The 25,098-nt window shown below is 47.4% G+C and carries 23 protein-coding genes; 17 read left to right on the plus strand and 6 right to left on the minus strand.

What is annotated here, in order from left to right; translation table 11 throughout:
- The first annotated feature begins 5 nt into the window (after positions 1–5).
- On the plus strand, positions 6–1,697 hold the full coding sequence (gene ilvD, locus NLBNIHML_RS03310; RefSeq protein ID WP_339255505.1) for a dihydroxy-acid dehydratase: 1,692 nt from the start codon (positions 6–8) through the stop codon (positions 1,695–1,697).
- Positions 1,698–2,013: 316 nt separating this feature from the next.
- The gene (locus tag NLBNIHML_RS03315; RefSeq protein WP_494353769.1) at positions 2,014–3,009 is read left to right on the plus strand and encodes a glycoside hydrolase family 43 protein; all 996 of its coding nucleotides are present in this window, start codon (positions 2,014–2,016) and stop codon (positions 3,007–3,009) included.
- A gap of 271 nt (positions 3,010–3,280) precedes the next feature.
- Here the strand turns inward: NLBNIHML_RS03315 and NLBNIHML_RS03320 are convergent, their stop codons facing one another.
- The 5 genes from NLBNIHML_RS03320 to NLBNIHML_RS03340 all read right to left on the minus strand — a co-directional run bounded on the left by NLBNIHML_RS03320 (position 3,281) and on the right by NLBNIHML_RS03340 (position 7,015).
- Positions 3,281–3,751: a DinB family protein gene (locus NLBNIHML_RS03320; RefSeq protein WP_494353770.1), complete on the minus strand. Its 471-nt coding sequence runs from the start codon at positions 3,749–3,751 to the stop codon at positions 3,281–3,283.
- A gap of 30 nt (positions 3,752–3,781) precedes the next feature.
- Positions 3,782–4,363: a TetR/AcrR family transcriptional regulator gene (locus NLBNIHML_RS03325; RefSeq protein ID WP_339308144.1), complete on the minus strand. Its 582-nt coding sequence runs from the start codon at positions 4,361–4,363 to the stop codon at positions 3,782–3,784.
- Positions 4,360–4,821 carry a nuclear transport factor 2 family protein gene (locus NLBNIHML_RS03330; protein WP_339255511.1) on the minus strand — a complete coding sequence of 154 codons (462 nt, stop codon included), beginning with the start codon at positions 4,819–4,821 and terminating at the stop codon, positions 4,360–4,362. The genes NLBNIHML_RS03325 and NLBNIHML_RS03330 overlap by 4 nt, the downstream gene beginning before the upstream one ends.
- Before the next feature lie 299 nt (positions 4,822–5,120).
- The gene (locus NLBNIHML_RS03335; protein WP_339255513.1) at positions 5,121–5,957 is read right to left on the minus strand and encodes an alpha/beta fold hydrolase; all 837 of its coding nucleotides are present in this window, start codon (positions 5,955–5,957) and stop codon (positions 5,121–5,123) included.
- A 482-nt stretch (positions 5,958–6,439) separates the two neighbouring features.
- Positions 6,440–7,015 carry a TetR/AcrR family transcriptional regulator gene (locus NLBNIHML_RS03340; protein WP_339255515.1) on the minus strand — a complete coding sequence of 192 codons (576 nt, stop codon included), beginning with the start codon at positions 7,013–7,015 and terminating at the stop codon, positions 6,440–6,442.
- 260 nt (positions 7,016–7,275) lie between these two features.
- Between NLBNIHML_RS03340 and NLBNIHML_RS03345 the strand changes: the two genes are divergently transcribed.
- The 3 genes from NLBNIHML_RS03345 (at position 7,276) to NLBNIHML_RS03355 (ending at position 9,827) form a co-directional block, all read left to right on the plus strand.
- Positions 7,276–7,908, plus strand: coding sequence for an FMN-dependent NADH-azoreductase (locus tag NLBNIHML_RS03345; RefSeq protein ID WP_494353771.1), 633 nt, complete (start codon positions 7,276–7,278; stop codon positions 7,906–7,908).
- A 128-nt stretch (positions 7,909–8,036) separates the two neighbouring features.
- Positions 8,037–8,507 (plus strand): VOC family protein, encoded by a 471-nt coding sequence (locus NLBNIHML_RS03350; RefSeq protein ID WP_494353772.1) that lies wholly within the window; start codon positions 8,037–8,039, stop codon positions 8,505–8,507.
- Between the two features lie 372 nt (positions 8,508–8,879).
- Entirely contained in the window at positions 8,880–9,827 is a 948-nt protein-coding gene (locus NLBNIHML_RS03355) for an oxidoreductase (protein ID WP_494353773.1), read from the plus strand.
- A gap of 709 nt (positions 9,828–10,536) precedes the next feature.
- On the opposite strand, the gene NLBNIHML_RS03360 is transcribed toward NLBNIHML_RS03355, so the two are convergent.
- Positions 10,537–12,150: a PucR family transcriptional regulator gene (locus NLBNIHML_RS03360; RefSeq protein WP_494353774.1), complete on the minus strand. Its 1,614-nt coding sequence runs from the start codon at positions 12,148–12,150 to the stop codon at positions 10,537–10,539.
- Positions 12,151–12,423: 273 nt separating this feature from the next.
- Between NLBNIHML_RS03360 and NLBNIHML_RS03365 the strand changes: the two genes are divergently transcribed.
- The 12 genes from NLBNIHML_RS03365 to NLBNIHML_RS03420 all read left to right on the plus strand — a co-directional run bounded on the left by NLBNIHML_RS03365 (position 12,424) and on the right by NLBNIHML_RS03420 (position 25,077).
- On the plus strand, positions 12,424–13,221 hold the full coding sequence (locus NLBNIHML_RS03365) for an ABC transporter ATP-binding protein (protein WP_110822780.1): 798 nt from the start codon (positions 12,424–12,426) through the stop codon (positions 13,219–13,221).
- Positions 13,222–13,251: 30 nt separating this feature from the next.
- Positions 13,252–14,130 carry an ABC transporter permease gene (locus NLBNIHML_RS03370; protein ID WP_494353775.1) on the plus strand — a complete coding sequence of 293 codons (879 nt, stop codon included), beginning with the start codon at positions 13,252–13,254 and terminating at the stop codon, positions 14,128–14,130.
- A gap of 27 nt (positions 14,131–14,157) precedes the next feature.
- Positions 14,158–15,186 (plus strand): ABC transporter substrate-binding protein, encoded by a 1,029-nt coding sequence (locus NLBNIHML_RS03375; RefSeq protein ID WP_494353776.1) that lies wholly within the window; start codon positions 14,158–14,160, stop codon positions 15,184–15,186.
- A 64-nt stretch (positions 15,187–15,250) separates the two neighbouring features.
- Positions 15,251–16,063, plus strand: coding sequence for a cysteine hydrolase family protein (locus NLBNIHML_RS03380; protein WP_494353777.1), 813 nt, complete (start codon positions 15,251–15,253; stop codon positions 16,061–16,063).
- Between the two features lie 21 nt (positions 16,064–16,084).
- A complete protein-coding gene (locus tag NLBNIHML_RS03385; RefSeq protein ID WP_339255529.1) occupies positions 16,085–17,272 on the plus strand; it encodes an amidase in 1,188 nt (395 codons plus the stop codon).
- A 72-nt stretch (positions 17,273–17,344) separates the two neighbouring features.
- Positions 17,345–18,187: a creatininase family protein gene (locus tag NLBNIHML_RS03390; RefSeq protein WP_339255531.1), complete on the plus strand. Its 843-nt coding sequence runs from the start codon at positions 17,345–17,347 to the stop codon at positions 18,185–18,187.
- Entirely contained in the window at positions 18,184–19,050 is an 867-nt protein-coding gene (locus tag NLBNIHML_RS03395) for a fumarylacetoacetate hydrolase family protein (protein WP_339255533.1), read from the plus strand. The genes NLBNIHML_RS03390 and NLBNIHML_RS03395 overlap by 4 nt, the downstream gene beginning before the upstream one ends.
- A gap of 35 nt (positions 19,051–19,085) precedes the next feature.
- On the plus strand, positions 19,086–20,102 hold the full coding sequence (locus NLBNIHML_RS03400; protein WP_339255535.1) for an ABC transporter substrate-binding protein: 1,017 nt from the start codon (positions 19,086–19,088) through the stop codon (positions 20,100–20,102).
- Between the two features lie 49 nt (positions 20,103–20,151).
- Entirely contained in the window at positions 20,152–21,486 is a 1,335-nt protein-coding gene (locus tag NLBNIHML_RS03405; RefSeq protein ID WP_494353778.1) for an FAD-binding oxidoreductase, read from the plus strand.
- A gap of 96 nt (positions 21,487–21,582) precedes the next feature.
- Positions 21,583–23,265 (plus strand): CocE/NonD family hydrolase, encoded by a 1,683-nt coding sequence (locus NLBNIHML_RS03410; RefSeq protein WP_339255539.1) that lies wholly within the window; start codon positions 21,583–21,585, stop codon positions 23,263–23,265.
- 46 nt (positions 23,266–23,311) lie between these two features.
- Positions 23,312–23,752, plus strand: coding sequence for a cupin domain-containing protein (locus tag NLBNIHML_RS03415; RefSeq protein WP_339255541.1), 441 nt, complete (start codon positions 23,312–23,314; stop codon positions 23,750–23,752).
- On the plus strand, positions 23,749–25,077 hold the full coding sequence (locus tag NLBNIHML_RS03420) for an amidohydrolase family protein (RefSeq protein WP_494353779.1): 1,329 nt from the start codon (positions 23,749–23,751) through the stop codon (positions 25,075–25,077). The genes NLBNIHML_RS03415 and NLBNIHML_RS03420 overlap by 4 nt, the downstream gene beginning before the upstream one ends.
- Positions 25,078–25,098 lie beyond the last annotated feature (21 nt).

Genomic DNA, 25,098 nt, shown 5'->3' on the forward strand with positions numbered 1-25,098 from the left:
AAAACATGGAGAATAAAAAAGATCTTCGTATTCGAAGCAAGGTAATCAGTGAAGGTGCTAACCGTGTACCGAACAGAGCCATGCTGCGTGCAGTTGGTTTTCAGGATGATGATTTTAAAAAGCCAATGATTGGAATAGCGAGTACGTGGAGTGAGGTAACCCCGTGTAATATGCACATCAATGATTTGGCGGTACAAGCTAAGCAGGGCGCACGTGATAACGGCGGTGCTCCACTGATTTTTAATACGATTACCGTTTCGGATGGAATTTCGATGGGGCACGGCGGGATGTTGTTCTCGCTGCCAAGTCGGGAAGCTATCGCTGATTCGATTGAAATTGTGACCGGAGCGGAGCGATTTGACGGCGTTGTTGCAATCGGTGGCTGTGACAAGAATACACCTGCATGTCTGATGGCTATTGGACGCATGAACATTCCTTCCGTTTATGTATATGGGGGAACCATTCAACCAGGTAATCTCGACGGCAAAAAAGTGGATATCGTTTCCGCTTTTGAAGCCGTTGGTCAATATCAAGATGGTAAAATAACAGATGAACAGTTGCATAAGGTAGAATGCAGTGTTTGCCCAGGTCCAGGCGCTTGCGGAGGCATGTATACCGCTAATACGATGGCAGCCGCTGCAGAAGCAATGGGGATGTGTTTACCTGGTTCTTCTTCGACATCAGCAATTTCAGCGGATAAAGCATCGGAATGCGAAGCAGCCGGTAAACAGGTCATCTCACTGCTTGAACAAGAGATTTATCCAAGAGACATTATGACGAAGAAAGCATTTGAGAATGCGATCACTGTTGTTATGGCTCTGGGGGGATCAACTAACGCATTTCTCCATCTGCTAGCTATTGCGCACTCGGTAGAAGTCGATTTAACTTTGGATGATTTTGAGCGCATTCGCCTGCGTGTTCCTCATTTGGCGGATCTGAAGCCAAGTGGTCAATATGTAATGCAGGATTTGAACGATATCGGTGGCGTTTCAGGGGTAATGAAGCTATTGCTTGCTGAGGGATTACTTCATGGGGATTGCCTCACGGTAACAGGCAAAACGTTGGCGGAGAATTTAGCGGAAGCTGCTCCACTTCCGAATGGTCAAGAGATTATACGTCCGCTCGATAATCCGCTAAAGCCAGATGGACCATTAGTTGTGCTTCGCGGAAACCTCGCTCCTGAAGGCGCTGTTGCAAAAATGTCAGGTATGAAGATACAACAGTTCTCTGGCCCAACTAAGGTGTATGATAGCGAAGATGAGGCGACAGTAGCGATTATGAATGATGAAATTAAAGAAGGCGATGTCGTGGTCATACGTTACTGTGGTCCGAAGGGTGGACCAGGTATGCCAGAGATGCTTTCCGTAACAGCACTCATCGTAGGCAAAGGACTCGGTGGGAAAGTTGCTCTCATTACAGATGGTCGATTCTCGGGTGGCTCGCATGGATTTGTAGTCGGCCATGTATCACCTGAAGCACAGGTAGGTGGACCGATCGCTTTGCTCCAAAATGGGGATATGATCACCATTAACAGTGACATCCAGGAGATGAAGGTTGAGGTGTCAGAAGAAGAGTTAGCCGCTCGAGCGGAAGCGTGGGTACAACCTCCGCTGAAAGTAAAATCTGGTGTACTGGGCAAATATGCCAAATTAGTTTCATCTGCTTCCAAAGGGGCAGTAACCGATTCGATGGATTAAACCAAATATAATCGATAAATTTTAATGATTGCTTATTCAAAGTCGCTCCGCTATGCGGGGCGACTTTTTGTTGCTCTCTATCACATGAACGATATATAGATATTGCGATTGAAAAAAGAGTTAATTTCTATGTGGGAATTGTATATTTTATCGGGGGAAGACCTTTAGTATGTGTATAGGAAAAAACTAGCGGGGAGTGTAGAATTACATCATATATTGTAAGCGCTTGCTTTAATTGCTGAGAGAGGGTACGATGCATTCAATGAATTAACTCAACCCTGTAATTCTATTATTCCAATACCAAAGGAGATGCCTTATGAATCAACAACAACTACCTAAGCCTCACCAGCCGCTCGTAACCCACATCTTCACTGCTGACCCGTCCGCCCATGTCTACGAGGGCAAAATCTACATCTATCCTTCCCATGACCTCGATCATGATGAGCCGAGCAACGATAACGGCGACCAGTATAAAATGGAAGACTACCATGTTCTCTCAATGGACAACTTCGATTCCCCGGTGGTCGATCACGGTGAAGCACTGCATCTGAGAGATATTCCATGGGCCTCCAAGCAGCTCTGGGCACCGGACGCCGCTTACAAGAACAATACCTATTACCTGTTCTTCCCGGCACGGGACCACGACGGCATCTTCCGTCTGGGTGTGGCAATATCAGAGTCTCCGGCAGGCCCGTTCACGCCGCAGCCGAATTATATGGAAGGCAGCTTCAGTATCGATCCGGCCGTATTGGTGGATGACGACAATCAGTCATACATCTATTTCGGCGGACTCTGGGGTGGCCAGCTGGAGAAGTGGCAGACTGGCAGCTTCGTACCAGATGCAGAAGGACCGGCTCCTGACCAGCCGGCGCTTGGACCGCAAGTTGCCGTGCTTAGCGACGACATGCTGTCCTTCCAGGGCAAGCCTGCTGAGATATCAATTGTCGATGAAGACGGGAATCCGATTCTGGCGGGGGATGAGGACCGGAGATATTTTGAAGGACCGTGGATGCATAAATATAACGGATATTACTACCTGTCCTACTCTACAGGCACCACACATAAGCTCGTATATGCGATCGGCAAGAATCCGATGGGACCATTCACGTTCAAGGGTGAGATTCTATCTCCGGTTATCGGCTGGACAACACACCACTCCATTGTGCAAGTTGAAGACAAGTGGTATTTGTTCTATCACGACAGCTCCCTGTCGGAAGGCGTCAACCACAAGCGGTGCGTTAAATATTCCGAGCTGAAATACAACGAAGACGGAACGATTCAGAAGATCAATCCTTATCCGGACGGTGAGTAAGCTGGCCGGTTAGCGAAAACAGATACAATTCAAGATAAGGCATAACATGAGGCAGCTCCTGACGGAGCTGCTTTTTTGATAGGAGGATCAATTGTGTCACTCAAACGTAATTCTTAACTCCTGATCATGTTTAGGCTGCTTAAACTCGTTACATTGAATTTCAACCCAGGTTTGTAATCTACTATCTTTTTGCACTTTATAAACAAACCGACCTTATTCCGATTTAATTAGTATGTAAGGTCGGTTTGTTTGTTTTAATGAAGGGACATTACTAACTGTCAATAATGCTCTTGATATTTTTAATTGTTGCAAAGTGCATGGCTTCATGGTAAATCAGAAAACTCAGTAATTGTTCTACATTTGTAAAGGTAAGTCCTGTAGAAGACTTGTAATGGGGATTGATTTCTTCTTTCAATTTGCCTGAAAGTATCGTTTCAACCCTTTCAATTTGTTCAGTTAACAAGTCGATTAGCTGTGCCATCGTTGGAGGCTCTATATTCCAGTCAGTCGGTTTAGTTCCTGGATCAAACAACTTGCTAAAATGAGCAGGATATTTGGTTTCTTCCCCAGAAAGTTGGAACGCGAACTTCTCATGTATTACATACATGTGGCCTAGATTCCATTTTATATTGTTTTTCAAACCAGTTGGAATGATTTCCGAGGCAGAGTCATCTATATCCCTCACATAATCAACTGCCTGACGGCGAACAAATCCCAATTGATCAGCGACAAAATTGCTCATGATATGGACCTCCTATTAAACAATTTTGTGTCAGTTAGCAGAGTTGCTTTTGGAAACATGAGTTGACACTCGTTGTGACAGATTTGCCAACGTACGTTCAAAAAAGGATTCATCATTAAGAGCTCTACTCAGAATTAATCCCCCTTGAATACTGGCAATGGTTTCCTCTGAAATTTGGTCAGCAGTCTCTTTAGAGATACCTGTTTGAACTAGTGCCGCGCTGAAGGCTTCAATCCATCTTATAAAATATTGCCGAATGACAGCAGCGAATCGATCTCTTGTTTCGTCCAAAGCGAATGCACCAATAAGGCATATACGCTGACCGGATTGAAAATAAGTATCGACCTCTTGCCACATATGATCAATGGCTGCCCGGGGTTCATTCTTTTCGAGCGGTTCAAAAATGTTCTTGATAAACCATTGATCAATATGGGCAAGAATTTCAGCAGCCATCTCATCTTTTCCACCCGGAAAGAAATAATACAAGCTTCCTTTAGATAGACGCGTACGGGCTGTAATTTTACTCAAAGATGCGCCCTCATAACCTAATTCACGAAATACCTCAGCAACGAGAGGGATGACATCCGCTTTTTCAAAAACAGTACGAGTCATAGGTTTAACTCACTTAGGCTTGGATGATCAGCGGGGCGCGTGCCGAGAGGCCAATGAAATTTACGTTCCTCTTCCTTAATCGGCATGTCATTAATCGAAGCAAATCTGCGCTGCATCAAGCCGTCCTCAGCAAATTCCCAATTCTCATTTCCATACGATCTGAACCAATTGCCACTATCATCACGCCATTCATATGCAAATCTAACGGCAATACGGTTATCCGTAAATGACCAAAGCTCCTTGATCAGGCGGTATTCCAGTTCTTTGGCCCATTTCCGAGTTAGTAAAGATACAATATCTTGGCGGCCTGTTATAAATTCGCTCCGATTTCTCCAATAACAATCCTCAGTATACACAAGTGAGACGCGCTGAGGATCTCGGCTATTCCAGCTGTCTTCAGCCATACGCGTTTTTTGGATTGCTGTCTCAAGAGTGAATGGGGGAGTTAAATTATTCATTAGATTTCCTCGCTTTCTAAACTGTTTGTATCAGTATAAACCGATCGGTTTATAAGTGCAAGTTTACATCCGAAATTCAATACAAATTTCGAATCGGTTCAGATTCATAATGTACCAAGTAGCCGTCAATCTTATGCGTAGTGGCACTTTTGGTGTATTACCAATGATCACGAGAGTGTTCATTCTTCATATGCATATCCTATGAAAATATTGAACAAGCAGGACGTTCTCCTCTATAGGAGGCGTTCTGCTTGTTCTCTCATTTTGTTCTTTTAGCTAAATGATCAGTCGAATTAACTTTAATCTTGCAAAAATTCGATCAATGCTACATTAAATTGTTCAGAATGGGTCGCATTGAAACCGTGTGGTCCACCTTCAACAACGACCAGACGGCTGCCAGGGATGGATTCATGAGTACGTTGTCCGCTCACCTCCAAAGGCACGATGGCATCGGAATCACCATGGATAACCAGTGTAGGAATGTTGAACTTCTCCAGATCCTGACGGAAATCCGTAAGGGCAAAGGCAGCAATACAATCCAGTGTGCCTTTAGGTGAAGCCAGAGCTGCAATATCACGGTTATAAATACGGAATGGTTCGCTCACAAGATCTGTGCGGTCTCCAGCAGCGAAAAAGTTGCTTGTAAAACCATCCAGGAATGCTAGCCGATCCGCTTTTACCCCGTTTTGGAACTCTGCAATCGTTGCATCATCCAATCCGCCTTGAGGATTGTCTTCGGTTATATAGAGATAGGGAGGAACCGCTCCCGCGAATACGGCTTTAGAAACGCGTTCTGTGCCGTAGGTTCCCACATAACGTGCAACTTCGCCGCCACCCATGGAGAATCCGACTAATGTGGCATCACGCAGATCAAGGTGAAGTATCAATTTATGCAAATCCGAAGCAAATGAATCATAGTCATAACCATCCCAAGGTTGAGAAGACTGACCGAATCCACGACGGTCATATGTGATAACACGGTAGCCTGCTTCAATTAGGGCAGGAACTTGCTTCTCCCAGGATCGCCCACTCAAAGGCCAGCCATGAATCAGAATAATTGGTTTTCCCGCACCATGATCTTCATAATAGAGTTCAATTGCTTGTTCATTCTCAGCGCCTACATTCACTTTTGCCATGGAAAATACCTCCATTAGTTGTTATATTTTGTTTATACACAAGCTATTTGGATCAGACATACGAAAGGGGACTTGTTCATGAATCGCCTCACTCTCTATACCGTTTGTTTTATTATAAACCGATCGGTTTATAATTGCAAGTTCATATCTTAGTGTGGGTACTCAGTTGAGTTACCACGATAATTGAGAATCTGAGATGTTAACGCTTCAATTTATTGAATCCATTATTTAATATAGGAGTGTATTTTATCGATATTCAATTACGTTTAACTGTCAAAGAGAATATTGAACAACGAATTGAAGAGCAAAAAAAAGAGGCTGATCAAATGGACAAGTGGTTGATGACTTATTTCAACATATCCAATAGCCTTACTTACAGATCATCTGCTTTTAAAATCTGTACAATTAGAGGGAACAGCAACAAGTTCGAAATCTCGAGTTTCAGTTTGTAACTCGAGATTTCGAACTTGTTTTTTTGGTGTTCATCTTGAATGAAGGAAATCAAGTCCGTGCATAACGTAAGGAATAGCCGTTTTTATATATTCTTCTGGTGGCACAGTGTTATTGTGTTGCCAATCAACTGAAGCCCCGAAAATTCCCCAGCTTAACATGACTGCTGCAACTCTCAGTGATTCATCGCTGTCTGTGGAATGTTGTTTTAATAACATTTGGTAAAATAAAAGCTCTAGTTCTTTTTGTATTATGACTTCAATTGTTGTCTTAAAAGTCTCGAAGCCGCTTCGACACTGTTTTGATAAATCCACTTGAAAATTTGTGATGGACAGGAAAACATTTATGATCGTTGTTTGATTTAGCTCTCTATACTCAACGATTTCATTATACACAGTGGTCATGAATCCCTCTTTTATTACTTTTTCCAATAAATCATATTTATCAATGAAGTGATAATAGAAGGTGGCACGATTTACTGTTGCTTCTTCCGTAATATCATGGATGGTGATATCCTTAAATTCTTTGTTCTTTAAAACGTGAATAAATCCATCCATGATTAATCTACGTGTTCGAATAATACGTGGATCTATTTTTGTTTCAGCCATAAGAAATCTCCTTTTCTTTTTACTATTTTCTATACATATTTGCTTATTTGTCGGATATCCGACATCGGCTTAAAACTGTTGGTTGAACAATATTTGAATAATAATATAATTCAATTATACAACATGTGTTGTAAAAACAATAGGTGATAAAAAAGCGAGGTGTTTACAGCTAAATATAAGTGACTTGGAATTTAACAAGTTAACTCGCAAATAGATGGAAGCTTGAGATATAAAAAATTATTATTTTGGAGGTTATCCTTATGACAAGTGTATTATTCATCAAAGCTAACAACAGACCAGCAGAACAAGCTGTGAGCGTTCAAATGTACGATACTTTTCTGAAAACATACAAGGAGCGCAATCCGCAGGACACCATCATAGAACTCGACCTTTACAGTGCGGAGCTGCCGTATTACGGCAATGAGACCATCTCGGGACTTTATAAGAATGCTCAGGGATTGGAAGTCACTGCCGAAGAACGGCTGGCTGCGGAAATCGCGAACCGTTACTTGGACGAATTCCTGTCCGTGGACAAAGTCGTTTTCGCATTCCCTTTATGGAACTTAACAGTTCCGGCCCCTCTCATCACTTATCTTTCCTATTTGTTGCAAGCAGGGAAAACGTTCAGATACACGGCAGAAGGGCAACCCGAAGGGCTGATTGGGGACAAAAAATTTGCTCTTCTCAATGCGCGCGGCAGTGACTTCTCATCGGAAGAAGTGGCCCCGTTGGACATGGGTTTAAACTACGTCAAGAATATAATCGGATTATTGTTTGGTATTAAAAATCCAGAGAGCGTCGTTATTGAAGGACATGCTAAATATCGGGACCAAGCTGCGGAGATTATCGAATCCGGATTGAAAAAAACGGCTGAACTGGCGGCAAGATTCTAAAAAAGCAAGCACACGAAAGGGGCGGAACGAATTAAAAGTTAGAGATTTGGGCAGACATCGGCTGCCCCTTTTGTTATATCGGTAAACGCTATTTAACTCAATCTGCTAGCATAAAGGGGCTTAACGATATGAAAAACGCAATTTTCCAAGGCACAATAGAACATTCGGGATTTGTAGTACCCAATATTGAAGTAGCAGTTGAATTCTTCACTAACATTTTGGGTTTTGAAGTCTTGTTCCGGCCAAAAGGAATGCAATTTGAAGACGATAGTTTAAAGAGGTGCTTCGGGGTTCACGAGAATTCCGTTGTGGAAGGGGCAGCATTTTTACAATACGGGGGTAGAAAGATTGAATTGGTTCAATGGTCGACGCCAGATCAACAGAATGTTCACCTAAAACCCAGTGATATCGGTGTAGCTCATCTAGCTATTACAGTTACCAATTTAGAAGAGGCTTTGAAGTATTTTGCAGAACAGTCTGATGTTAAAGTTAGAGAGCTGAGCCCTCTTGGATTTTTCTATATAACAACTTCATGGGGGATGGAGATTCAAATAATGAAACAGATGCCAGGCACAGAAAGTATTCTTGAACACTCTTAACTATAAGTTCCACTAACTCTGGAAGAAGCAGTACTTTCGCTGGCGTCTCAAGAGGTACGTGTGTCGGTGCTTCATCTTTCAGCAACGGGTCATGGCGGTGGTGAACACAATTTTATTAAGAAGCTAATTCACTTCCCACGTGATAAAGGTGTTTCAGCGTATACAGGCGACGGGACTAACCGTTGGGCGTCTGGTAGCAAGAGTTGTTTGTGACCATGCTGGAGCTCTTCAAGCGCATCGACAATTTGGTTCAGCGGAATATATGCCATGACAATCACTTCCTAGCATTAGTTCTCATCAAAGAATACAAGTAAGAATGTTCCTAACTAACAAAGACGCTGAACTCGCCGAAAAATTAGAGGAGTGATTTATTTGACACGCCAAACGGGCAAAAGCGGAGAAATCGGTCACACAGGATTTACGGATGCCAATGTACCTGACCAGTCGGGCAAATGCTTCATCGTCACCGGGGCCAATACTGGAATTGGCTTCGAAGTATCGCAAGTACTGGCAGCGCGAGGTGCACGGGTGCTGCTGGCCTGCCGCAACGAAACGAAGGCGAAAGAAGCCATGGATCGGATTCGGATGAATACCCCCGGAGCTGACCTTGCTTTCCTGCCGCTCGACCTGGCGGACCTGGAGAGTGTGCGGAGTGCAGCCGAATTGGCTTCCAAGGAGCCGCGCGTCGATGTATTGATCAACAATGCCGGCGTACAGGGTTCGAAGCTGAGGCATACAGTGCAAGGCTTCGAGCTGACGTTCGGTGTCAATCACCTCGGTTGCTTCGCGCTCACCACACTGTTGCTGCCCAAGCTCATGGAAACGCCTGGGTCGCGCATCGTCGTCACAAGTAGCGGTCAACACAAAGACGCGAAAATCGAATGGGACGATCTTAATGCAGAAAAGAGCTACAAATGGCTCCCACGCTATGGCGCGAGTAAGCTCGCGAATATGCTCTTCGTCTTCGAGTTGGACCGGCGGCTGAGTGCTGCGGGATCACCAGTAACAGTCGTGGCCTGTCACCCGGGCCTTGTGGGGACGGACCTTGGACGCGATAACATGGCTGGCAAAGTGATGATGCCGTTGATCGGCCTATTCTTTGCCAAACCTGCCATGGGTGCCTGGGGCGCGTTGCACGCAGCCTCAGGGAAGATAAAGCCAGGCGGCTATTACGGGCCGTCAGGATTAGGCGAGTTGCGGGGACCTTCCCGCGAATGCTCCTGCTCCGAGCAGGCGCGAGATCCGAAGCTTGCCAAGCAACTGTGGGATATATCCGTCGACATGACAGGGATCGATCCCGGCTTGCCTCCTGTAAACTGAAAGTGCACTTTTGTTTATAACAAGAAAAAGTTCTCCTATGGCGTCATCCGCGGGACGAACCGATTCCTGGTACCGGCGTTGGAATTGAGGGAGCTTTCGACCGAACGGATGAGAATTGTCATGGAGCAGGTGGTGCGTCATACCTCCTCACTGGGACTTGGCACCTGCTGGCCGGGAGGCACATTTAACTCTTCGGCAAAATGATGGGGGCTCGAGAGAAGGAATAACATTCGCGCAATCGGCTATCCGAAGGACGGTCTGGTGTCGTGGGACAAGAACACGCTCCCATTGAAGTCGCTATTTTAGCGGCTTTTTTTATTTTACCGATTACCGTATTGGACAAGAATCTGTTCCAATTGATGATTAGATATATATCTAATCTACATATTACGGATTAGATTAGAGTAGCCTCCCCCTTTTTAAAGCTAAACGATATCATTTGCTAGCTGGAAGTGTACATTATGAAGAAAATAAAAATAGAAGAAGGAATTTACCTCGAAATGATTTACTTTGGCGAAGTCTGCGCGACCTCCAGTCATTGCTGATTGATATCCAAAAGTTCCAATACTGTGATTGGATCAATTTTGTTAGCTATGGCAATTGTATGGGTACGTTTTTGGATCACTGAGGCTCATATCTCATCCTAGAATGCTTGTTGCATGGCGGACGTTAGATATAAAGCAAAGAAATTGAGGTTCCTAGGTATACCCTAGACCTTTTTTTGAAAAATTTGTCTCTCGGAAGACATTAAATGCCTAAACATAAGTCCCAGCTTTAAGAGCAGCAGATGATCGGTATTCTTTAAATCCAGATTCAGCAGCCCCGAAATTTTCTCCAGTCTGTACAGTACGGTGTTGCGATGGATATATAACTCACGTGCAGTTTCATTCACTTGACCGTTGTTGGCGAAATAGGCTTCAAGTGTGTGCATCATCTCGCTGGTGTATTCCTCTTCTTTGTCCAGTAGAGGACGGAATAAATAAGAGCAATACCTGATCATGACCTCCTGTGGAATATGTTTGAAGAGATAAATAAATTCCAGGTCAGCAAACATGACAATCGGTTCACTTAAACCAAGCTCCGTACTGATTCTCTCAGCATCCCCGCACTCCCGGAAGCCGTCGATGAACTCCTCCATTCCCGTTCTTACTTTACTGATAAAACATGTCCTTGTTCCGTGGTCCCATGAATGCATCAAATCCGCATACAAACGTACCGAATCCTCATACTTTTTTCGATCCTTGGCCTCTTCTTCTAGAAGGGGGAAGAGTGAATATATGCGATTCATCACATAAAAATGATGGGATTCCAAGGAGGACGTTTTGGGATGATCCTGAAGCCTATTCTGAATCTCCCTCAGTTTGCGCCTCTGAATTTCATGGTCCCAAGCATCCGCTCTTGAGGAAGATACCATGCATACGTAAGGCGTGCTCCAAAATGTGCTGCCCAATGCTTCGGCAAATTCAAGCACCGTTTTTAAAGAGGCGTTCCCCTTTAAGTAACGTTCCATGGCCGTGCCAAGACGACTACCTGCTGCAGTTGCCTCCTGATTCTGGATGACCTCCAGATGATAGGAAAGAATAACGGCAGCTTGGTGAAAAATGCCCTCCATTTCATGTGCTTCGAGCAGGTTTTCAGTTTGTATCAGCAAGTAGCCGTATGACTTTCCGTTTTTCAGCAGGGGCACCCGATACAATAAGTTGCTCGCCGACTTGTAAAACCGATTGTCCTGATTCCAGGGCCAATCGCTCAATAGCTCCATATCGGAACAGCGGGTCATATTATACAAGGTCTGTCCTTCAGAGGTAACAATGGCTAAAGGAACCCCTAAAATGCTTGTGATACTTTGAAAATAATTGGTGTACTCATCCGCCTGCATCGCAAAATCAACCAGCTTCTTCTGTGTTTCAAGCAATTCATTCAGCCGGCGCGTATCGCGTTGGAACTCGGATTGGTAGAGAGCAGTGATCTGCTCGGAAAAGGTGAATTGAAAAGGCAGCTCAATTAGGGGCAGGCCCAGCCGATCAGCTTCCAGCAGGGCTATCTCTGGTATTTCGGCCCAATATCGACCAAGCTTGATGCCAAGTCCGGAGGCCCCACGTTCATTCAGCTTTTGCAGCAAATTAACAAATTCCTCGGGTGAATCCCTAATCGCATACGCTGTAGTCAACAAGAGTTCCCCTTCTTTCATCCAGTTGATCACATCCGGCGCATCCATCAAATTGATGGAGCTAATCGTTCGAGAAATTCCTTTTTTACCGGCTGCCAACTTGCCTTCCGATAACGGGTACACCGCCAACGCATCTTCTATCGTCAATTGCATGTCATTTCATCCTCCTAAAAGATACATATCTGAATCAGGTACCGGACACCATGTAACTTTTTAAGTAATTATATAGGGGCTTGTCGAATTTCTGCAATCCCTTTTGTTATATATATGTAATATAAGTTAACACAAAACATCAAATGTTCTGTTTTTGAACCAACATAAAGCGTATACCGTTAGATAAAAAACCAAAATTGTGTTAGGAATATTTACACTCATATTTTTTGGCTATATGATAGGACACAACTTCAAAGAGAAGAGGGGATTCAGATGCAGCTCACCCAAAATCAACAGGCAGCGGCCCAAAAGGACAGTCGTTCCATGCTTGTAATCGATGATGTCGGCAAAATCTACCCCAATGGCACTGTAGCTGTGCAGCATGCGAATCTGCATGTGGGGGAAGGAGAATTCCTATGTTTTGTCGGTCCTTCCGGTTGCGGGAAATCTACCATTTTCAATATGATTGCCGGTTTGACGGAACCGACCTCCGGTCATCTGACCGTGCTGGGTACTTCCCCAAAGGAAGCACGCAAACAGAATGAAATTGCCTTTGTATTTCAGGAGCATACCCTGCTCCCGTGGGCCAAGCTGATTGATAATGTCACCATGCCTCTTACTTTGCGTGGTGTATCCAAAAAGGAGCGGATTACCGAAGGGGAGCGGGTTCTAGAGCTGGTAGGCCTGAAGGATTATATGAAAGTGCTGCCCCGTGAGTTGTCAGGCGGAATGAAGATGAGAGTATCTATTGCACGAGCGTTGATATCTCGTCCCAAGCTGCTGTTAATGGACGAACCGTTTGGCGCCCTTGATGAAATTACCAGACAGACGCTGCAGAATGAACTGCTAAATATTTGGGAACAGGACAAGAAGATGTCGGTTCTGTTCATTACGCATAACGTTTTTGAAAGTGTGTTCCTATCGACAAAAGTCGTGGTGATGACGCCTCGTCCCGGTAAAATTTCGGATTTCATTGATATTCCGTTTGCCTATCCGAGGGATGATGAATTCCGGACCCAACCTGAATTCGGTGAATATGTACGCAGCGTGTCCAATGTACTGAATCATTGATAGCAAGAAATGAGAGGAGAGGGAAGCAACATGGAAGAGATGGTAGCTAATCCAGCCGTTGAAACAACACCAGGTATCCGAGCTTCTGGGAAGGACAATGCCCGCAGCCATCATCCGGCAGAAGAGAGCCCAATCATTGGACTGCTGAAAAAAATTCTGCCGCCAATCGTCGTGTTTGTCCTGTTTATCGGTGGATGGGAATTAATCGTGCGGATATTCGGAATGCCCCCATATATCTTGCCCAAGCCATCCGATATTGCCGCAGCCGCTGCTGAGAACAGTGCGAATCTGATTACATCAGTAAGCACAACCATTGTTGAGGCGTTGATCGGTTTTACGATCAGTGTCGTGCTCGGTATTTCATTGGCCATTCTACTGGCCCTTTCCAAAACAGTGGAAAAAAGCGTATATCCCTACGCTATTATCCTACAGACTATTCCGGTCGTTGCGGTAGCGCCAATCATAGTGATCTGGTTCGGAGCGGGAATAAATGCCATTGTGATCATTTCATTCTTAATTAGCTTTTTCCCGATTTTATCAAATACGCTGATCGGATTGAATTCAACGGATCAGAACATGAAGAATTTATTCTATTTGTATAATGCAAGCAAGCTGCAAACCATTTGGAGGCTGAGATTTCCAGCGGCACTTCCATACATTATGGCAGGACTGAAAATTTCATGCTCCAGTTCGGTTGTCGGAGCGATCGTGGGTGAATACATTGCAGGCATTGGTGGCGGACAAGGCGGACTCGGTTACGGGATTACTGTTGCGGCAACCCGCCTGCAAACGCCTTATCTGTTCGCCTGCGGTTTAGCGGCATCTGCCCTAGGAATCGCATTTTTCCTGATCATCAACATGGTGTCGAACAAACTTTTGAAGTCCTGGCATGAATCAGCAATGAAATGATACCAGAACCGGGGGAGAAGATCCAACATGTCCAAACATCATATGAACTTTCGTTACAAGAAATGGCTGCTGTCGGCTGCTTCTTTGATCCTACTGCTTCTAAACGCATGCTCCAATTCCTCCGCTCTAGAATCCGCCGCCTCGGCGGGAGGGGAAGCGGGAACAGATTTGAAGCAGGTGAAACTGATCGAGGGCTGGTACGCCAAAGGGGAAGATGGAGGCTATTTTGCGGCATTGCAGCAGAACTTTTATAAGGACAAGGGCATAGACATGACGATTCAGCCAGGAGGCCCCGAGGTGTCAACCATGCAGCTTGTCGCTGCAGGCAAAGCTGAATTCGGTATCTCGTATGCGGATGAAATTCTGAAGGCGCGGGAACAGGGAATCCCTGTTGTCGGTATCCTTGCCGGTTTCCAAAGCACACCGCAGGTTCTGATGTACCACAAGGGGGAGAACATTCAGGATTTCGCAGACCTGAACGGCAAAACCGTATACATCGGTACAGCGGTGCCTTACTGGGAATATATCAAGAGCCAATACAATCTGACAGATGTAAAAGAAATGAAGTATAACGGACAGCTGGTCAATTTTATCAATGATCCCAGTTCGCTCAATCAGGGTTACATCACGAATGAGCCTTACGCACTTTCTCAGCAGGGGGTTGAGGTGGACTATCTGAAAATCGCCGATTCCGGTTATGCGAACTATGCAGACGTTCTTTTTACGACGGAAGATTACCTTAAAGAGCACCCTGATGTTGTTGAAGCTGTGGTGCAGGCAAGTCAGAAAGGTTGGAGCTATTATCTGGACAACTATGAAAAGGTAAACCCGTTTATCCAAACCTACAATCCCGATATGACGGTAGAAGCAATGAATTATGAAGCAGTGCAGGAAAAACCCTTTATTCTTAACAAGGATTCCGAAGCAAATGGTGTTGGTTATATGACAAAGGAACGCTGGAGCACCTTGCAGGATCAGATGATCAAGGGCGGAGGATTAACGAAATCACTAGATGTTACCCAGGCGTTTACAACGGAGTATCTGATGAAGCCATAGACCTGAACCAAAAGTAATGTGAAGCTTCAAATCAGAAATTTCAGAAAAAATGAGGGGACTTAATATGTTCAAACTTGGAAATCGAAAGAGCTATTGGCAAGTGTCCGAAACGCTGGTGGATCTGAGGCGAACGCAAAAGTACGGCAAGTCAGTAACCCTCCCTGCACAGCCGCAGGAAGTCATATTTGATCTCGACCATACGGCAGTTATTGTCATCGATATGCAGAATGATTTCTGTTCACCGGGTGGATGGCTGGATTCCATTGGGGTCGATACCTCTCCACTCCTTAACCCGGTCAGCCGGCTGAACCGACTGATGCCCGAGCTACGCAAAGCGGGAGTGCCTGTGATATGGGTGAACTGGGGCAATCGGGAAGACCGAATGAACGTGCCGCCATCCGTGCTTCATGTATACAATTCGGATGGGCGAGGCAACGGCATCGGGGACCCGCTGCCGGGGAACGGCTCCAAGGTGCTGGAGAAAGGCAGTTGGGGAACGGCCATTGTCGATGGTCTGGATTCGTCCCCCGATGATATCTATGTGGATAAATATCGCATGAGCGGGTTTTGGGATACACCACTGGACAGTATTCTACGCAATCTCAATATTCAAACGGTATTGTTTGCCGGAGTAAATCTCGATCAGTGTGTCATGCATACACTGCAGGACGCGGCTTGTCTCGGATATGACGGCATACTTCTGGAGGATTGCTCGGCAACAAGCTCCCCGGATTTCTGCATAGAAGCGACATTGTACAATATCAAGCAATGTTATGGCTTCGTTGCGGATTCCACCTGGTTGGTACAAGAGCTGAGCGGGGGAGCGACTCCTATAGAGAGGAATACCTCGGAAGAGCTGGCATCCTTAGAAGGCTGAGCGGAAGGATGGGATGAAGAAATGAAGGACCAATGGAACGCCATTGTCAACCAGGTGATCGTTGAACCGACAGGACAGGGTAGGCTGAACGGACTCAGCTATATGGTCAAGGATGTATATGCCGTCCGTGGCAATACAAATGGCGCGGGTAATCCGTGTTGGCTCCAGACGCATGGACCCGAGGCGGAACACGCGGAAACGCTCAACCTGTTATTGCAGCAAGGAGCAAGGCTAACGGGCATGACGCATACGGATGAGCTGATGTTCAGCTTGAATGGTGAAAATGTTCATTATGGAACACCAGTGAATCCAAGGGCTCCCGATCGCATCCCTGGCGGTTCATCGAGCGGATCGGCGGTTGCCGTCGCCGCTGGGCTTGCTGACTTCTCCCTTGGAACGGATACGGGAGGATCGGTCCGTGTTCCATCTTCGTACTGTGGAATTTATGGAATGCGTCCATCGCATGGCCTTGTCTCCGCGAAAGGCGTTATCCCACTCGCTCCCAGCTTCGACACCATCGGCTGGATGGCACGTGATCTCGAAACGCTGTGCCGGGTAGGAGAAGTGCTTTTGCCGCAGACAGACTCGGGTACAGGCTTCAGCCGGGTGCTCATCGGTGAGGATGCGTGGGAGCTTGCTGACACGGAGAGCAAAGAGGCGCTTACCCCTTACCTGAAGTTGCTGTGCGGCATGGCTGCGAGCCATGAAACTGTTCGCATCGCCCCTCAGGGTCTACCTGAATGGATGACCATGTTCAGGACGATCCAGGGTTATGAAATATGGCAGGAGCATGGGGCGTGGATTGAACGTGAGCAGCCGACCTTCGGACCAGATACGGCCGGGCGATTCTCCTGGGCAAGCACCGTTGAACGTGCCGATCAGGAGAAGGCAGCCAAACGCCGGGTTGAGGTGTGCAAGCACATGGCTGACCTACTCAGAACGGATACGGTGCTTGTGATTCCGACGACGACTGGAGCGGCCCCGAAGTTGGGCTTGGGCGGGCCTTTAATTGAAGAACGAAGAGTGAAAACGATGCGTTTAACCTGCATTTCCGGCTTGTCGGGTCTGCCGCAGCTTACGATTCCCGCTGCGGAGGTACTGGGCTGCCCGGTCGGTATTTCGATCATTGCCGGTCCGGGACAAGATCAACGTCTGCTGGAATGGGCCACATCCTTTCTTTCAGCAATAAATTCAGAAGTAAAAGGATAAGAGCATCATTCGATATATGAACATGAAGTTACACGTATAAACAATAAAGCCTCAGGAGAAAGGGTGTCTGTTATGTTTCAACGATATGAAGGAACAGCGTGGGAGGAACGATTTTTGCCCCGTCTGACAAGCAAACAGGTTCAAGAACTGCCAAAGGATAAGGCGCTGATTATTCTCCCAGTCGGAGCTGTGGAGCAGCATGGCCCCCATCTGCCTGTATATACGGACACTTTGATTGGGGAAGCGACATTATCACAAACGCTGGAGCGGGTGCGGGCGGATAAAGAAATCTGGCTGCTGCCTCCGGTCTCGTATGGCAAAAGCAATGAACATATCGGACTTCCGGGCACGATTTCCTTATCTGCGAGCACACTGCATGCCATCATGCTGGACATTGCAGAAAGTCTGAAGGCTAGTGGTTTTCGCAAGTTACTGTTGTTTAACACCCATGGCGGCAACGCGGATTTGCTAAATACGGTATCACGAGAAATACGGATCAGAACGGGGATGATGGTTTTCTATCTCAGTCCCGGCAGTCTGAATGTGGCAGAGGATCTCCTGTCTTCCGAGGAGCTGGAATACGGTATTCATGGTGGTGATTATGAGACCTCTCTCGTGATGTCCATCAAACCGGACTGGGTGGACAAGGAGTTCCTCGTCAAAGAGCTTCCTGATATGTCCTCTTACCGCTTTCTTACATTAGAAGGGAAAATTCGTTTCGCCTGGAAGATGGCTGATATCTCCGCTACCGGCATTGCTGGTGATGCTACGACGGCCACGCCTGAGAAAGGCAGCATTATTCAGGATAGAATCTCAACGATTTTGTCAGAGGCGCTGGAGGAACTGTGTGATTTTGAAATCACCGATGTCCGCAGGACCGAACCGGTTCAACAGCCAGCAGGAAGCACCCTGTGAAGCTCGTCAGTCTGAAATACGGCGATGGCGAACAGGCCGCGATTGAACATGCGGAACAATTCTTTCTTCTGCATGAGATCAACAGGGCGGAAGGAAGCACATGGGGCACCTCCGTTATGGAGATTTTGCAGCAAGGCCAGCTAGAGGAGCTAATCCAGTGGTATCAGAAGCACGGGGATAGAGCAGTTTCATCAATACCTTTCATACCTTCAGAAGGAGCCATAGCTGCTCCGCTCTTCCGCCACCCTCGTAAAATATGGGGAATTGGCATGAATTATGTGCAAAAAGCAATCGATCTCGCATCCACTCCTCCAGAGCGTGAGCCAGTCTGCTTCATGAAGCCGGACTCAAGCCTGATCGGGCCGGAAGAGTATATCCAGCTGACGGCTCAGGATGTGAATGTGACATCAGAAGCAGAGCTTGGCATTATCATCGGCCGAACCTGCAAAAATGTGCCGGAAGAACGTGCGCAGGAGGTCATTGCAGGTTTTGCCGCAACGCTGGATATGACTAACCAGGACATTCACGCACGGAACCCGAGATTCCTGCAGCGATCCAAGGTATTCGATACATTCTTCAGTCTCGGACCACAACTAATAACACCTGATGAAATAAGTGATCTGCAGAGCCTCGTCGTTGAAACGGTGTTGAATGATGAGGTTATTCATAGCAATACGGTGTCTCGCATGATGTATCATCCATGGTTCATTGTCTCGTATTTTTCACAGATGATGACTCTCTATCCGGGTGATGTGATCATGACAGGCACACCCGGGTCCGTCCGGATTCAGCAAGGAGATGTGGCCGAGTGTAGAATCAGTGGCTTTATGACGCTTCGAAATCCGGTAGGAGAAGTCGTATAAATCATCAGTAATTTTCCTTGGGGAGTGGTAATGAGATGAACAAGTACAGACAAAAGGGAACTGTCGTTTTACTTGCAGCAATACTTTCCTTATCCACATTGCTGGCGGCTTGCGGGAATCAGCCAACGGCTGAGAATGCCTCTGCTGCAGGGGGAAGCGAGGAACTCATGGCAATTACACAGGTGACGAACTGGTTTGCACAAGCAGAGCACGGGGGTCTGTATGCGGCAAAGGAACAAGGATATTACAATGAGGCTGGTCTCGATATGACCATCCAGGCAGGTGGGCCGCAGGTGTCTCCAACACAGATTGTGGCTTCAGGCAAGGCGCAGTTCGGACTGGCAACAGCGGATCAATTGCTGGTCGCTCGTGAAGAAGGAATCCCTCTTGTTGCGATTGCAACGATATTCCAGAAAAGCCCGCAGGGACTTATGGTTCATGCCAATCAGAACATGTCCTCCCTGGCCGATTTGAACAACCGCTCCGTATACGTGGGGACAGGCTCGGTGTTTTGGGATTTTGTGAAGAGTAAATACCAATTGGGTAACGTGAAGGAATTGGCTTATACCGGTTCTTTGGCTCCTTTTGTAGCCGATGAAACGGTTGCCATTCAGGGATATGTAACCAGTGAGCCGTACGAGATGAAGCAGCAGAATGTAGACATTGATTTCCTGCTACTGGCGGATGCCGGTTATAACCCGTATTCCAATGTGCTGTTCACCACGGAGCAGTATATCCAGGATCATCCTGATATTGTGCGTGGTTATGTCGAGGCTTCGATGAAGGGCTGGGATTATTACAAAACCAATTATGATACCGTGAATGACGTCATTTTAAAGGAAAACCCTGATTTTACGAAAGAAAAGCTGAACTATGCCGCAGAAGCGCTTATCCCGTTTGTATATGAAGGTGATGCGGCGACACATGGTGTTGGCTACATGACAGAGGAACGCTGGACGGAGCTCGGAAAGCAGCTTAAGGAGATTGGGGCATTGAAAGAGGAGCCTGATGTCAGCAAAGTATTTACGGATGAGTTCTTGCCGAATTCCTAAGAGATTCCTTTAATGAGATCAGTATTACAACATACGGGAGGGGAACCGAATGAATGAACATTGGATAACCGTATTGAAAGAACGCATGGATCCGGAATTGCTGCATTGGGAGGAGGCGGCGCTTGCCAAATATTCGATGGATTATCATCACTTCTCTCCTGTGCTGGCCAGTCAGCTGCAGGGTAAGGTCGCCGAGTGCATCGCCAGTCCGCGCACCGAGGAAGAACTTGACGATCTGCTCTCCATAGCAGCAGAGCTGGGAGTTCCGCTAACCATCAGGGGGAACGGCACCGGCAACTATGGCCAATGTGTTCCGGTCACAGGCGGAATCGTCCTGAATCTGGCCAAATACAACAAGGTGCTCGAAATGGGAGAAGGCACGATGCGGATCCAGGCCGGGGCCAGACTCGGCAAAATGGAATCTACTGCCCGCAAGGCAGGTTACGAGCTGCGTACGATGCCTTCCACCTTTCAATCCGCGACGATCGGCGGTTTTTTATGCGGCGGTTTTGGCGGCATCGGTTCGATCAGCTGGGGAACGATCTGGGATGGGCTGGTACGTTCTCTAAAAATCAAGACTGTTGAGGTTCATCCCCGTACCATTGAGCTCCAGGGGGACGAAGTGCTGCCTTACCTGCATACTTACGGTACAATCGGCATTTTGTCCGAAGTGGAAATCAATCTGGCTCCCCGAGTGGAATGGATGCAATGGGCAGTGACCTTTGACCGTTTTGAACAGGCTTTTCGCTTCGGGCAGTCGGTAGCTGAGGACAATTCCTTGGTGAAACGGCTAATTTCCATCCATGAATGGCCGGTACCATCCTATTTTCTTCCGCTTGATCTCCCCGCTGACCATGCTGTCGCATTACTGGAAGTGGATACAGCCAACGAATCCCAGCTTGAACGTATCCTATCGGAGTATGGAGGGCACTTGGCTATGAAGGTCTCTGCCGAACAGTATCACAAAGGTGTAGGTGTCTCCGATTTCACATGGAATCATACAACTTTGTGGGCGCGCAAGGCAGATCCTGACTTGACTTACCTGCAGCTCAATTTTGACCCCTCCAGTGCCCTTGAGCAAATCTCATCAATGAAAAAGGAATATCCGGAAGTGATGAATCATATCGAGTTTGCCCGGCAAAACGGAAATTTGCTGATCTCCGGCTTGCCGCTGGTTCCCTTCACAACGGAGGAAAACCTGAATCAGCTGATGGAATGTTACGAGAAAAACCGCGTTATCGTCAACAATCCGCATACATGGGATTTGAAGGAAGGCGGGCGATCGTACGCCCATGATCGTTTGTGGGAAATCAAACATCGCAATGACCCGAAGGGAATTTTGAATCAGGAGAAATTAAAGCGTTCGGCAGTTAGCGGTATCTGATCAACGGGTGACGGAAGAATGGCGCAGCCTGCAGCAGTTAACGTGACATGCGGATTTTACTAGTCAATCCGTATCTACAGCAAAGGAGCGAGTTGCATGAAATTTGGAAATGTAGTCATCCGCCGAAAGGTCCCTTGCACGATGCGCGACGGCATAACGTTGTATTCAGATATATACCTGCCGGACGAGACAGGAGAATATCCTGTGCTGCTGATGCGCCAGCCCTACGGACGGTCGATTGCTTCTACCGTTACGCATGCCCACCCCGTCTGGTATGCAAGTAAGGGATATATCGTGGTAATCCAGGATGTCAGAGGGCGGGGCGAGTCGGAAGGCGAATTTAATCCGTTTGTTCAAGAAGCAGAGGACGGATTTGATACCATCGAATGGGCAGCCAGTCTGTCCGGCTCGACCGGGAACGTAGGCATGTACGGTTTCTCTTATCAAGGGCTAACACAATGGGCAGCAGCTTCCCTTCACCCTCCTGCGCTCAAGGCGATTGCACCGAGCATGTGTCCGGCAGACATGTATCATGGCTTGTTTTATCCACATGGCTCCTTCGCACTTGGCAACCATCTGCCGTGGGCTTTCCAACTGGCTCGTGACACGGCACAAAGAGCGGGTGACTTCGAAACGGCAGAGCAATGCTCACGACTCATGCGCAGCCCCGATGAGATGCTTTGGAAAATGCCATTGAATGAAAGACATCCAATTCTGGAGCAATACTTTCCCTCATTTTATGATTGGATCGATCATCAAGCGTACGATGAGTACTGGGAGCAGATGAACTGGATCAACGATATCGTAAAGGAACCCGTGCCGGCGCTTCATATTGGGGGATGGTATGACGGTTTCCTCATGGGCACGTTACAGTCGTTCGAAGCTCTGCAAGCTACGGCCACACCGGATTGCTTTCATCGGCTCATTGTCGGCCCGTGGGCCCATATTCCATGGGGGCGAAGAGCGGGCGGAATCGATCATGGCGAGCAGGCGGATGGTGATCATCATCTGGAGCAGCTGCGCTGGTTTGATTATTGGCTGAAGGGCAAGGAAGACATGGAACTGTCTGGTGAACTGCCGATCCGATATTTTGACCAATTGAGTCATGAATGGCATACGGGAGAACAGCTGCCTTCTCTATATGAGGATGGGGCCTCTCCGTCCGAATGGTTTTATCTGTCCGGGTCACAGACCCCGGCGAATGGTGCGGCAGGAGGGGGGAGACTCGAAAAGCATAAGGAAGATGTAGAGGAAGCTGTGCCGGATGTATTCGTGTACGACTCACGTCTGCCGATGCGCCTGGACTCTTACCTGCCGTCGGACCGAGCTGCCATTCAGGAACGGCAAGAAATTCTGGTATATACGGGAGGGCCGCTTGCAGAGGATATCCCGATTTTTGGGTCCCCGGAGTTATCCGTGCAGTACCAAACATTGGGAGGTCCGACGGATCTGGTAGCCATCCTCACCACCGTATCCGAGAAAGGAACGGCCCGGCTACTGAGTGTGGGTCGCACGGAAATCTGCAGTGAAGGAGCAGATGCTTCCAATGAATGGAGAACAGCGCAGATCCGGCTGCGTCCCTTGGCGGCCACCCTTCCGGCTGGCTCGTATGTCCGGCTTGAGTTGACAGGCAGCGCCTTCCCGTTATTCGCCCGGCATCCAAACGGTGTTAGAGACGAGATGAACAGCACGGGAACAGGTGGGTTGAAAATTGCTACCACAGCTGTTCGCAGTACAGAACAGGACATATCCTGTTTGAGGCTACCGGTAAAAAGATAAAAAGCGAAGCATAAATTAAAATCAATCAAAGTGAGGTTGAATGTATATGGTGAACATTCCAGGTCTGGTTGCTGGTAACTTTGAGAATTGTCCCGTCCACAAAATTTCCGCACAGGATACGAATAAGTTCATCCTGCTGTGCGACAGGGAGCAGGTTCCTTTCACTTCATTTGTGGAGATCTTCGAGGTTGGAGGCAGAACTCCATCCAATGAACACCGGGAAGCTTATGAATATTTTTATGTGTTAAAAGGGGAGGGGCTAGCCAAAGTTGGCAGCGAGTATGAGACTCCGGTCCGCCAAGGCTCGTTCATTATCATTCCACCGGGCAACCATCACGATATTATTAACACGGGCAGCACACGTCTGTATTGTCTGACGACCATGGTACCGGACGAAATGTTCTCGGATATGATCAAAGCGGGTCCGGCCACCAAGCTTGACGAGGAGGATCTGGCCGTGCTTCAGGCGCTGGCTACCGCACAATGAGTGCAGGGCTGCGTTTCATTAATGTATGCCTTCCGCACCGGAAAGACCTTGGTCTTTATGAACTAAAGGCGGAGGTTGGAAAATGGGTTAGCATCCGTCGGCAAGATGATTTCCTTGATGCATGGGAAAGCGGCGCTTCCCGTCTGATGGTCCCGCATCAGGCTGGATCGGATCTGAAACGGCTCGCAGACGCAGATTGCATCGATCTGCAGGGCGGCATGATGCTTCCTGGCCTGGTTGACTGTCATATGCATCTGGATAAGGCCTTCTCGCTTGAGCAGGTGTCGAATCGATCCGGTACACTTCATGAAGCTATTCTTAATTACAGCCAGGCTGTACAGACATTCAGCAAGGAGCAGTTAGCGGAACGCATGCTGACGGCTGCCAGAATGGCACTGAGCTACGGGACCACGACCATAAGGAGCCACCTCGACTTCCCTGTTCATTTGGGGAGAGAGGTGGCCTTTCGGACAATTGAGGCAGCCTTGGAAGTACGGGAGAAGTTGAAGGGTAATATGGCTATCCAATATGCGCTCATGGTTCCGTTCCGTGGCAATCATGAAGCTGCGGATGAGGCCATCGAGGAAGCACTGCGGATGGGAATTGATGTACTTGGCGGAGCCCCTCATCTGGCAGATGACTCTGAAGGAGAGATTAGCAGGATTTTTCGTATAGCAGAACGTTTCGGTGTACCCATTGATCTGCATGCTGATGAAAGTGATCATCCCGGAAAAAAAACCGTGCTGAGCATCGCTGAGCATACGATTCGCTACGGTTATCAGGGCAGAGTGACGGCAGATCATCTGTGCTCATTGTCCGCAATGACGGAAAAAGATGCACAGTATGTGATGGCGAAGATGAAGGAAGCCGGTCTGAACGCGGTAACGCTGCCTGCGGTGAACCTGTATCTTCAAGGACGGGAAGATCACGGCCTGGTAAGACGGGGCACAACACGCATTCGCGAGCTGCTTGCAGAAGGCATTCCGCTTGCTGCTGCCTCCGACAATATTCAAGACCCATTCCATCCGTTCGGTCGCGGGGATCTGATACAGATTGCACAAATCACATCATATGCTGCCCATATGGGCAGTGAACGGGATTTCGTACAGCTGCTGCGGATGATCACGGATATACCTGCTGGAATCACGGGCTGCGACGAGTATGGAATAGAAGAAGGGTATGAGTGCAACTTTGTTGTCACGGATGCTTCGGATGTGACGCAGCTGTTATCAGGTACAAAAATGAGTCGCTGGGTGTATGCCTCCGGCAGATGGCAGTCTGCTTTGCATACCGCTCAGGCATTCGCGTCTGAACTGGTAACATGATTAGCAACAAACAGGAATTAC

This window comes from Paenibacillus sp. JNU01 (assembly GCF_059130585.1).